The 12,641-nt window shown below is 74.9% G+C and carries 3 protein-coding genes; all 3 read left to right on the top strand.

All coding sequences use genetic code 11. The features are described 5' to 3' along the window. Positions 1-13 precede the first annotated feature (13 nt). The 3 genes from GQF42_RS08740 (at position 14) to GQF42_RS08730 (ending at position 12,614) form a co-directional block, all read left to right on the top strand. On the top strand, positions 14-451 hold the full coding sequence (locus tag GQF42_RS08740) for a cobalamin B12-binding domain-containing protein (protein ID WP_375993717.1): 438 nt from the start codon (positions 14-16) through the stop codon (positions 449-451). Continuing rightward, positions 448-1,728 (top strand): methylaspartate mutase, encoded by a 1,281-nt coding sequence (locus GQF42_RS08735; protein WP_158919078.1) that lies wholly within the window; start codon positions 448-450, stop codon positions 1,726-1,728. The genes GQF42_RS08740 and GQF42_RS08735 overlap by 4 nt, the downstream gene beginning before the upstream one ends. A 92-nt stretch (positions 1,729-1,820) precedes the next feature. Further along, the gene (locus GQF42_RS08730) at positions 1,821-12,614 is read left to right on the top strand and encodes a type I polyketide synthase (RefSeq protein WP_158919077.1); all 10,794 of its coding nucleotides are present in this window, start codon (positions 1,821-1,823) and stop codon (positions 12,612-12,614) included. The last annotated feature ends 27 nt before the right edge of the window (positions 12,615-12,641 follow it).

Below are 12,641 nucleotides of genomic sequence, written 5' to 3'. Positions count from 1 at the left end.
GAGCCCCTTCCCGATGACCCCCACCCCCGGCGACCAGCCCGTGCTCGTGGCCGGCGGCATCTCCGACTCCCACACCTGGAACCTCGTCTACCTCCAGCTCCTGCTCGAGGAGCACGGGCACCGCGTGGTCAACCTCGGCCCCTGCGTCCCCGAGGACCTGCTCATCGCCGAGGCCCTGGCGCAGCGGCCCCTCCTCATCGTGGTCAGCAGCGTCAACGGACACGGCTACCACGACGGCATGCGCACCGTGACCCGGCTGCGCGAACACCCCGAACTCGCCGCCGTGCCCACCGTCATCGGCGGCAAGCTGGGCATCGCCGGCCCCTGCGGCAGCGACGAGGTGGCCGCGCTGCGCGCCGCCGGTTACGACGCGGTCTTCGACGACAGCGCCGAGGGCGTCGCCGAGTTCCGGCGGATGCTCGACGCGCTGCCGCAGCGGGCCCTGGTGTGACCGGCGTCGGGTTCGGCGCGTTCGTGCGCCGGGCTCACGACGCCGGCCACCTGGTGGTCCAGCCCCGGATGGGAATGAGCAGCCCGGACCGGATGCGGGCCGGGCTGCTCGCCACCCGCGACAGCGCGGCGACCACCGTCGGCACGATCACCCTGGACAGCTACACCCGGGTCGGCGACCTGGAATCCGCCAAACTCGCCGTCCTGGAGGGCGTCGCCCTCAACGGCTACCCGATCGTGAGCCACGAGAAGACCACCACCCTGAACGTGCTCGACGGGATCCACGGCCCCGGCTTCCCGGTCCAGGTCCGGCACGGCTCGGCCGCGCCGCAGGACATCTTCCGGGCGCTGATGGCCGTCGGACTGGACGCCACCGAGGGCGGTCCCGTCTCCTACTGCCTGCCCTATGGCCGGGTCCCGCTGCGCGACTCCGTCGACCACTGGGAGGCGTCCTGCGAACTGCTCGCCACCCTGCGCGAGTCGGGCGCCGAACCGCACCTGGAGACGTTCGGCGGCTGCGTCCTCGGCCAGCTCTGTCCGCCCGGCCTGCTCGTCGCCGTCAGCGTCCTGGAGGCGATGTTCTTCCGCCGGTACGGCATCCGCAGCATTTCGCTGAGTTACGCCCAGCAGACCGATCCGCGTCAGGACGCCGAAGCGGTGGCTGCGTTGCGCGCGCTGTGCGCCCGGCTGTTGCCGGACACCGAATGGCATGTGGTCGTCTACGCCTACATGGGTCTCTATCCGGAAACCGAGCAGGGCGCCTACCGACTGCTCGGGAAAGCGGCCGAACTCGCCGTCGCCAGCGGCTCCGAACGGCTCATCGTGAAAACCGTCGCGGAATCCCAGCGCATTCCGACCGCCGCCGAGAACGTCGCCGCACTCGAATACGCGGCGGCCGTCGCCGCCCGCACCACACGCGCCCCGCTCCCCGCCACCGGCACCCAGACCTACACCGAAGCGTCCGCGCTGGTGAACACGGTGCTGGAGCTGGACGACGACCTCGGCACGGCGCTGCTGAAGGCGTTCGCCCGCGGTCTTCTCGACGTTCCCTACTGTCTGCATCCGGACAACGCCGGATTCAGCCGCAGTTATATCGACGCGGACGGCCGGCTCCGCTGGTCCGACATCGGAAAGATGCCCCTGAACGGCATCGCCGACGTACGCCCGGCCGAGGCGCTCACCTCCGCGGATCTGCTCGACTCCCTGTCCTACGTGCGCCGTTCGTACGACCGGCACGACCCCGAGGACGCGGCGGACTTCGAACCCGCCCACCCCTAGGGGTCTTTAAGGGTGTGGCCTTTCCGAGGCCGTCACTACGGTGTGGAAAAAGGTGAGGAAAACCGGTGTCGGCCGAAAGTGGAGATGCGTGGATGAACGGGCCCGGATCCGATTCAGCTCTGGCGCGACGGCTCGCCACGGCCGTACCGTCCCAGCACCGCAGGCTGGTGACCGAACTGGTGCGCACGGCCGTGACCGAGGCGATCGAGGCGGCCCGGCCGGGCACGGTGGACTCGCTCGACCCCGCCGCACCGCTCGCCGCGCTGGGACTCGACTCGCTCGCCGCGGTCGACCTGCACCGGCGGCTCACCGAGCGGACCGGCCTCGAACTGCCGGTCGGCCTCGCCTACGACTGCCCGACCGTCCACGACCTGGCCGCCCGGCTGCTCGCCGAGGTCCACGGCACGGCGGACGAGCGGATCGAGCCGGCCGGTGACGGCGACGCCGACGAACCGATCGCCATCGTCGGCATCGGCTGCCGCTTCCCCGGCGGCATCTCCTCGCCCGCCGACCTCTGGCGGCTGCTGAACGACGGCGGCGAGGTCCTCTCCGGGTTCCCGAAGGACCGCGGCTGGGACCTGAACGCCCTCTACGCCGAGGACCCCGAGGTACCCGGCAGCGCCTACGTCCGCAGCGGCGGATTCCTCGACACCGCCACCGAGTTCGACGCCGAGTTCTTCGGCATCAGCCCGCGTGAGGCGCTCGGCATGGACCCGCAGCAGCGGCTCGTCCTGGAGACCTCCTGGCAGGCCCTGGAGGACGCCGGCATCGACCCCACCGCGCTGCGCGGCACCCCGGCCGGCATGTTCTTCGGCGCCGAGGTGCAGGAGTACGGCCCGCGTCTGCACGACGCCCCGGACGGCCTCGACGCCTACCTGCTCGCCGGCAACGCCTCCAGCGTCATCTCCGGCCGCGTCGCCTACGTGCTCGGCGCCGAGGGCCCCGCGGTCACCGTCGACACCGCCTGCTCCGCCTCCCTGGTCGCCGTCCACCTGGCCTGCCGCTCGCTGCGCCAGGGCGAGTCCTCGCTGGCCCTCGCGGGCGGCGTGGCCGTGATGGGCGGGCCCGGTGTGTTCACCGCCTTCAGCCGGCAGCGCGGTCTGGCCCCCGACGGCCGTTGCAAGGCGTTCGCCGCCGCGGCCGACGGCACGGGATTCGCCGAGGGCGTCGGCGTGCTCGTCCTGGAGCGGCTGAGCGACGCCCGTCGGGGCGGACATCACGTGCTCGCGGTCGTCCGCGGGTCCGCAGTCAACCAGGACGGCGCCTCCAACGGCCTGACCGCGCCCAACGGCACCTCCCAGCAGCGGCTGATCCGCCGGGCCCTCAGTGGCGCCGGACTCACCTCCGCCGACGTCGACGTGGTCGAGGCGCACGGCACCGGCACCCGGCTCGGTGACCCCATCGAGGCCACCGCCCTGCTGGCCACCTACGGCCAGGGCCGCGCCGAGGACGCCCCGCTGCTGCTCGGCTCGGTCAAGTCCAACCTCGGCCACACCCAGGCCGCCGCCGGTGTCGCCGGCATGATCAAGACGATCCTGGCCATGGAGCACGGACGGATACCGGCGACCCTGCACGTCGACGAGCCCACCCCGGCCGTCAACTGGTCGACGGGCGCCGTGCAACTCGTCACCGAACAGCGGGCGTGGCCCGAGACCGGCCGGGTACGACGGGCGGGCGTCTCGTCGTTCGGGGTCAGCGGCACCAACGCACACATCATCCTGGAACAGCCCGAGGCCGAGGAAGCCGAAGAGGGCGACCGCCCGCAACCTCCGGCCGGCACCCCCCTGCCCTTCGCTCTGTCCGCCCGCGGCGAGGACGCCCTGCGGGCCCGCGCCGCCGACCTGCTGCCCCTGGTCGACGAGACCGACCCGCTGGACCTCGCCCACTCGCTGGCCACCACCCGTGCCGCCCTGCCCGACCGGGCCGTCCTGGTCGCCGCCGACCGCGCCGAACTGCGCGCCGCGCTCGATGACCTGGCCTCCGGGAAGACGCCCCGCACCGCGAGGGCCGACGGCGAACTCGGCTTCCTGTTCACCGGACAGGGCAGCCAGCGCATCGGCATGGGCCGCGAACTCGCCTCCCTCTACCCGGTGTTCGCCGACGCCCTCGACGACGTCTGCGCCCACTTCGACCTCCAGCTCGACCGCCCGCTCACGGACGTCCTGTTCGCCGGACCCGGCACCGCGCAGGACGGACTGCTGCACCGCACCGAGTACGCGCAGCCCGCCCTGTTCGCCGTCGAGGTCGCCCTGCACCGGCTCCTGGAGAGCTGGGGCCTGACCCCGGACCAGCTCGCCGGACACTCGGTCGGCGAGATCGCCGCCGCACACGTGGCCGGCGTGCTCACCCTCCAGGACGCCACGATCCTCACCGCCGCCCGCGGCCGGCTCATGCAGCAGCTCCCCGAGGGCGGCGCCATGGTCGCCGTCCGCGCCACCGAGGACGAGGTGGCATCGCTGCTCACCGCGCGCACCGGTATCGCCGCCGTCAACGGCCCGGCCTCCGTCGTGGTCTCCGGCGACGTGGACGACGTCGAGCGCATCGCCGCCGAACTCACCGCGCGCGGCCACGACACCAAGCGCCTGCGGGTCAGCCACGCCTTCCACTCGCCGCTGATGGAACCGATGCTGGCCGAGTTCCGGCGCGTCGTGCACGTCCTGGATTACGCCGAGCCCAGGCTGCCGGTGGTCTCGACCGTCACCGGCGCCCTCGTCACCGACGAGCTGTGCGACCCGGAGTACTGGGTGGAGCACGTCCGCGCCCGGGTCCGCTTCCACGACGCCGTGCGCACGCTCACCGACTCCGGGGTACGGACGTTCCTGGAGGTCGGCCCCGACGCGGTCCTGTCCGCCATGGGCCCGGACTGCACCGACGTACCCGGCACCGCCTTCCTGCCGGTGCTGCGGCGCGAGCGGCCCGAGGCCCGCGAGGCCGTCGCCGCGCTCGCCGCCGCCCATGCCCGGGGCGTACCCGTCGACTGGCAGCGGCACTTCGCCTCGCTCGGCGGGCGCCGCGTCGACGTGCCCCGCTACCCCTTCCAGCGCCGCCGCTTCTGGCTGGCGCAGAGCACCCCGACCGACGCCACGGGCCTCGGCCAGCTCCCCGCCGGACACCCGTTGCTCGCCGCCGTGGTCGCCGTCGGCGCAGAGGGCGTCGTCCTCACCGGACGCCTGTCCACCCGTACCCAGCCCTGGCTCGCCGACCACGTCATCGCCGGCCAGGTGCTGTTCCCCGGTACCGCCTTCGTCGAACTCGCCCTGCGCGCGGGCGACCACGTGGGCGCGGCCGGCCTGGAGGAGCTGACCCTCGGCGCCCCGCTCGTGCTCCGTGCCGACGAGGACGTCGCCGTCCAGGTCGCCGTCGGCGAACCCGACGACTTGGGACGCCGCAACGTCACCGTCCACACGCGCGCCGACGACGAGGCGCCCTGGACCCAGCACGCCGCGGGGGCCCTCACCCCGGCCGCCCCAGCCGCCCCGGCCGCCGCGGCCGATCTCACCGTCTGGCCGCCGCCGCAGGCCCAGCCCCTCGACGTGGCGAGTGTGTACCCGGACCTGGCCGACCAGGGGTACGGCTACGGGCCGACGTTCCAGGGGCTGCGCGCAGCCTGGCGGCAGGGAGACGACGTCTACGCCGAGGTCGCCCTGCCCGCCGGGGCCGCCGCCGACGCGGGCGAGTTCGGCCTGCACCCGGCGCTGCTCGACGCCGCGCTGCACGCCGCCGACCTCGACGCCCCGCCGCGCCCCGAGGTACTGCTGCCGTTCGCCTGGACCGGGGTCACCCTGCACGCCGCCGGCGCGGCGGCCGTCCGCGTGCGGATCACCCGCGCCGGGACCGACACCATCGCCCTGCACCTCGCCGACGCCACCGGAGCCCCGGTGGCCGACATCGAGGGCCTGACCTCGAGGCCCGTACAGGCCGACGACGTCCTGTACGCGGTGCGGTGGTCGCCGTACCCTCACCCGGCGACCACCGCACCCCTGCGCACCGCCGTCCTGGACGGCGACCCGGACACCCTGCCGGCCGATCCCGCGCCGGACGCCGTCGTGCACCGCGTGCCCGGCCCGGCGGAAGCCGACGCCGCCTCGGCGCGCGCCCATGTCCTGGACGTCCTGCGGCTGCTGCGCACCTGGCAGACGGACGAGCGGCTCGCCGACACCCGGCTCGTCGTCGTCACCCCGCCCGCCAGCCCCGCCCACGCGGCCGTGCGCGGTCTGGTCCGCTCCGCCCAGGCCGAGAACCCCGGCCGGTACGTCCTCGTCGAGCACGATGCGCTGCCCACCGAGGCCGACCTGCGCCGGATCCTCGCCACCGCGGAGCCCGAACTCTCCCTCACCGACGGCCGGTTCAGCGTTCCACGGCTCACCGCGCAGCCCGCCGCCGAACCCGCGTCCGCCGCCGACTGGGGCACCGTCCTCGTCACCGGAGGCACCGGCGGCCTCGGCGCGCTGCTCGCCCGGCACCTGGTCCGCGCCCACGGCGTACGTCGCCTGGTGCTGGCCGGCCGCCGCGGTACGGCGCCCGAGCTGCACGCCGAACTCACCGCGCTCGGCGCCGAGGTGACCGTGGCCGCCTGCGACGTCGGCGACCGCGAGGCACTGCGCCGCCTGCTCGCGGAGCACCCCGTCGACTCCGTCGTCCACGCCGCGGGCACCGTCCGCGACGGCATCGTGGACACCCTCACCGACGAGATGGTCGAAGAGGTCTTCCACGCCAAGGCGCTCGGCGCCTGGCACCTGCACGAGCTGACCCGGGACCGCGAACTCGCCCACTTCGTGCTGTTCTCCTCCCTCGCCGCCGTCCTCGACGGCCCCGGCCAGGGCAACTACGCCGCCGCCAACGCCTACCTCGACGCCCTCGCCGAGCACCGCACCGGACTCGGTCTGCCGGCCACCGCGCTCGCCTGGGGCCTGTGGGCCACCGACAGCGGTATGGGCGCCGCCCTGGACGACGCGGCCCTGGAGCGCATCGCGCGCCACGGCGTCCCCGGTCTGACCGCCGAACGCTCGCTGGAGCTGTTCGACGCCGCCCTCCGCTCCCGCGCGCCCCGCCCGGTGCCCGTGGAGATCGACGCCGCCGCCGTACGCCGCCGCCCCGACGGCATCCCGCCGCTGCTGACCACCCTCGTCCGCCCGGCCGTCCGACGCGCCACGGCGAACGCCGCCGTGTCCACCCCTGCCACGGACGGCGCACTGGCCGCGCTGCCCGCCGCCGACCGCGACCGCGCCCTGCTCGACCTGGTGCGCACCGAAGTGGCCGCCGTGCTGCGGCACGACGGGCCGTCCGCCATCGATCCCGGCCGGGCCTTCACCGACCTCGGCTTCGACTCGCTGGCCGCCGTGGAGCTGCGCAACCGGCTGAACGCCGCCACCGGGCTGCGGCTGCCCGCCACCCTCGTCTTCGACCACCCCACCTCCCGTGTCCTGGCCGACCACATCCGCGACACGCTGTTCGGCACCGGCCCGCAGGAGACCGCCGCCCTCGTCACACGCACCGCGGGCGACGACGACCCGATCGTCATCGTCGGCATGAGCTGCCGCTACCCGGGCGGGGTCCGCTCCCCGGAGGACCTGTGGCGGCTGGTCGCCGACGGTGTCGACGCGGTCGGCGACTTCCCGGCCGACCGCGGCTGGGACACCGAGACGCTGTACGACCCCGAGCCCGGCACCCCCGGCCGCACCTACACCCGCGAGGGCTCCTTCCTGTACGACGCGGCCGAGTTCGACGCCGGCTTCTTCGGCATCAGCCCCCGCGAGGCCACCGCCATGGACCCGCAGCAGCGTCTGCTGCTGGAGGTGTCCTGGGAGGCCCTGGAGCGCTCCGCCATCGACCCGCACCGCCTGCGCGGCTCCCGCACCGGCGTCTTCGCGGGCGTCATGTACCACGACTACGGCACCTGGCTCGCCGAGGTGCCCGAGGACCTCGCCGCCTACCTCGGCAACGGCAGCCTCGGCAGCGTCGTCTCCGGCCGCGTCGCCTACGCCCTCGGTCTGGAGGGACCGGCCGTCACCGTCGACACCGCCTGCTCCTCCTCGCTGGTGACCCTGCACCTCGCGGCCCAGGCACTGCGGCAGGGCGAGTGCGATCTGGCCCTGGTCGGCGGCGTCACCGTCATGTCGACGCCGGACACCTTCGTGGACTTCGCCCGGCAGCGCGGGCTGGCCGCCGACGGCCGCTGCAAGTCCTTCGCCGCCGCGGCCGACGGGACCGGGTGGGGCGAGGGCGCCGGCATGATCGTCGTCGAGCGCCTCTCCGACGCCCTGCGGGGCGGCCACCAGGTGCTCGCGGTGGTCCGTGGCTCCGCCGTCAACTCCGACGGCGCCTCCAACGGCCTGACCGCCCCCAACGGCCCTTCCCAGCAGCGTGTCATCCGCGCCGCGCTGGCCGCCGCCGGGCTCACCGCGGCCGACGTCGACGCCGTCGAGGCGCACGGCACCGGTACGACGCTCGGCGACCCGATCGAGGCCCAGGCGCTGCTGGCCACCTATGGCGCCGAGCACACCGGGGACAGCCCGCTGTGGCTGGGCTCCATCAAGTCCAACATGGGACACACCCAGGCCGCCGCCGGTGTCGCCGGTGTCATCAAGATGGTCATGGCGATGCGCAACGGCGTGCTGCCCAGGACCCTGCACGTCGACGCGCCGTCCCACCAGGTCGACTGGAGCGCCGGAGCCGTGGAACTGCTCACCGAGCAGCGCCCGTGGCGGACGCCGGACCGGCCGCGCCGCGCCGGTGTGTCCTCCTTCGGGATCAGTGGCACCAACGCCCATGTGATCCTCGAGGAGTTCACCGAGCCGGAGCCCACGCAGGCCATGGCTGCCTCGGGGGCCGACCCCGCCACCGCCCCGCCCGTGCTCGCCCTCCCGGTCTCCGCCCGCTCGCCCGAGGCCCTGCGCGGCCAGGCTCGCCGGCTGCTGGAGCTGACCGACGCCTCACCTGCCGACCTGGCCCTGGCCCTGGCCACCAGCCGCGGCACCCACCCCCACCGCGCCGTCGCCCTCGCCACCGGAGCCGACCAGGCCGCCACCGCGCTGGACGCCCTGGCGCGCGGCACCGACGCACCGGGCCTGCTCGTCACCGGCTCCGCCACCGACGGCACCCTGGCCTACCTGTTCTCCGGACAGGGTGCCCAGCGCCCCGGCATGGGCCGCGACTGGTACGACGTCTTCCCCGTCTACGCCGAGCACTTCGACCGCGCCGCCGCGCTCTTCGACAAACACCTCGAACGCCCTCTCGCCGAGGTCGTGTTCGGCGAAGACACCGCGACCTTGGAGCAGACCGCCTACACCCAGGCCGCCCTGTTCACCACCCAGGTCGCCCTCTACCGGCTGCTGGAGTCCTTCGGGCTGCGCCCCGACTGGCTGGCCGGGCACTCCGTCGGCGAGTTCGCCGCCGCGCACGTCGCGGGCGTGTGGCCGCTGCCGGACGCCGTGACCGCGGTCGCCGCCCGGGGACGGCTCATGCAGTCCCTGCCCGAGGGCGGCGCGATGATCGCCGTACAGGCCTCGGAGGACGAGGTGGCCCCGCTGTTGGACGGGCGGTGCGGGATCGCCGCCGTCAACGGCCCGCGCGCCGTCGTCGTCTCCGGCGACGAGGACGCCGTCACCGAGATCGCCGCGCACTTCACGACCACCCGCAGGCTCCGCGTGTCGCACGCCTTCCACTCGCCCCGCATGGAGCCCATGCTGGACGCGTTCCGGGAGGTCATGACCGGCATCGGGGCGGCGGAACCGACGGTGCCGATCGTCTCCACCCTCACCGGCGCGCCGGCCACCGCCACCGAACTCGGCTCCGCCGACTACTGGGTGCGTCATGTACGGGAGACCGTGCGCTTCGCCGACGCCGTCGCGACACTGGCGGCGAAGGGTGCCGACACCTTCCTCGAACTCGGCGCCGGGCCCGTCCTCACCGCCATGGGCCCGGACTGCCTGCCGGACGCCGAGGACGCCGCCTTCGTCTCCACCGTCCGCAAGGACACCCCTCAACTGCCCGGCCTGCTCGCCGCCGTGGCCGCCGTACACACCCGGGGCTCGGACGTCGACTGGGCGGTGCTCTACGACACGTACGCCGGGAACCGGGTCGAGCTGCCCACCTACGCCTTCGACCGCCGCCGGTACTGGCTGCCCACGGCCACCGTCAGCGCCGGCGACGCCGCCGGGCACGGACTGGCCTCCGTCGACCATCCGCTGGTCAGCGCCCGGCTGGATCTGCCCGGCGACGCCGGTGTGCTGCTCACCGGCCGGATCTCCCTCGCCACCCACCCGGTCCTCGCCGAGCACGCCGTACTGGGCACGGTCCTGGTGCCCGGCGCCGCCCTGGTCGACCTCGCGCTGCACGCCGGACGGCTCACCGGCCGCCCCGTCGTCGAGGAACTGACCCTGCAGGCCCCGCTGGTGCTGCCCGCGGACACCGCCGTACGCCTCCAGGTCGCCACCGGCTCCGACGGCACCGTCGAGATCCACTCGCGTGCCGAGACCGCCCCCGCCGACGAGGGCTGGACACGGCACGCCACCGGCACCCTCACCGCCACCGCGACCACCACCGCCACCGCGACCGCCACCGCCACCGCGACCACCACCGCCACCGCGACCGCCACCGCCACCGCGTCCGGTGCCTGGCCGCCGCCCGGTGCCACCCCGCTCGACGTCACCGGCCTCTACCCGCGCCTGCACACCGAGGGCTACGACTACGGCCCGGTCTTCCAAGGCGTACGCACCGCGTGGCGCCACGGCGACACCCTGCTCGCCGAACTCGAACTGCCCGAGAGCGCACGGCAGGACGCCGGCCGGCACGCCCTGCACCCGGCGCTGCTCGACTCCGCGCTGCACGTCACCTCGCTCCTGGACACGGAGGCGGAGGCGGAGTCGGAGTCCGGGCAGGGCATCGCCCTGCCCTTCGCCTGGACCGGAGTCACTCTGCACACCCAGGGCGCCCGCACCGCCCGCGTCCGGGTGACCCCCGGCACCGACGGCACCCGCATCGAACTCGCGGACACCGACGGCAGGCCGCTCGCCACCGTCGACTCCTACGTCACCCGCCCCGTCACCGCCGACCGGCTCGCCTCGCGGCGGCAGCGTCACCTGTACGCCGTCACCGACGAGCCGCTGCCCGAGGCCGCGGGCCGACCCGACCGCCGTAGCTGGGCCATCCTCGGCGACGACGACCTCGGCCTCGGCGCCCCGCTGCACGCCGACCTGACCGCGCTCGGCGCCACCGTGCCCGACGTGGTGATCCTGCCGGTCACCGCCCCGCGTGCCGAGGGCGAGCAGCTGCCCGGCGCCGTACGGGCCGCACTGGGCCGCACCCTGGAGACCCTGCGGGCGTGGTCGGCCGACGACCGGTTCGCCGACGCGGCGCTCGTGGTGCTCACCGGCGGCGGCCTCGCCGACGCCGCCGTCCACGGACTGGTGCGGGCCGCGCAGGCCGAGGATCCCGGCCGGATCCTCCTCGTCGCACGGCCCGCGCCCGACGGCCCCGTGCCGGACCGCGCCGCGCTCGCCGCGCTCCTCGACTCCGGGGAGCCGGAGGTGCGGTGGCGGGACGGCCGGGCGCACGCCCCGCGTCTGGTCCGCGCCGACGACTCCGCGGGGGAGGACCGTCCGTGGGGCACCGTCCTCGTCACGGGCGGCACCGGCGGCCTCGGCGCCCTGGTCGCCCGCCACCTGGCCGAGCGGCACGGCGTCACCCGCCTGGTGCTCACCAGCCGCCGCGGACCCGGGGCGCCGGGAGCGGAGCAACTGCGCGCCGACCTGGCGGAGTCGGGTGCCGAGGCCGAGATCGTCGCCTGCGACGTTGCCGACCGCGCCGCGCTCGCCGCGCTGCTGACGGCGCACCCCGTCGACAGCGTCGTGCACACGGCCGGTGTCCTGGACGACGGCCTGGTCGCCTCGCTGACCCCGCAGCGCCTGGACACCGTGCTGCGTCCCAAGGCGGACGCCGCGTGGCACCTGCACGAACTGACCCGGGAGCGGGGTCTGTCCCACTTCGTGCTGTTCTCCTCGGCCGCCGGCACCATCGACGCCTCCGGCCAGGGCAACTACGCCGCCGCCAACGTCTTCCTCGACTCGCTCGCCGCCCACCGCGCCGGACTCGGCCTGCCGGCCACCTCCCTCGCCTGGGGCCTGTGGTCCGGCGGCGGCATGGGCGCCGGCCTCGACGCGGCCGAGGTGCAGCGCATCGAACGCTCCGGCATCGGCGCGCTCGACCCGGCCGAGGGACTGGACCTGCTCGACGCCGCCGTGGCCTCCGGCAGCCCCGCCCTGGTGCCCGTACGGCTGGACAGCGCAGCCCTGCGCCGGCGCGGCGACGACGTACCTGCCGTGCTGCGCACCCTGGCCGGCGTCACCCACCGCGCGCGGCGCGACGAGCCGGCCCGGACCCTCGGCGAGCAGCTGGCCGAACTCCCGGCCGCCGACCACGAGCACACCGTGCTGGAAGCGGTGCGCACCGAGGTCTCCGCCGTCCTCGGGCACTCCGGACCCGCCGCCGTCGAACCACGCCGCGCCTTCACCGAACTGGGCTTCGACTCGCTGGCCGCCGTCGAACTGCGCAACCGGCTCAACGCGGTCAGCGGACTGCGGCTGCCGTCCACGCTGATCTTCGACTACGCCACCCCGTTGGCCCTCGCCGGCCACCTCCTCGAACGGCTCCTGCCGGACACCGAGGAACCCGGCACCGGCGAGGCGGAGCACGGCGACGACGAGGTGCGCGCCCTGATCTCGCGCATCCCCGTCGCCCGCATCCGAGAGGCCGGTCTCCTCGACGGCCTGCTGAAGCTGTCCGAGTCGGCCCCCGAGACCGCGCCCGCGGACCGGGCCCTGGACATCAAGTCCATGGCCGTGGCCGACCTGGTGCGTGCCGCGCTCGACCGCAGCAGCACCACCTGAGCCCCGCCCGGCTGCCGGACGACGCGC

The organism is Streptomyces broussonetiae (assembly GCF_009796285.1).
GTDB classification, from domain to species: Bacteria; Actinomycetota; Actinomycetes; order Streptomycetales; family Streptomycetaceae; genus Streptomyces; species Streptomyces broussonetiae.
The sequence above is the reverse complement of the archived record's forward strand: the minus strand, read 5'-3'. Positions and strand labels throughout refer to the sequence as shown.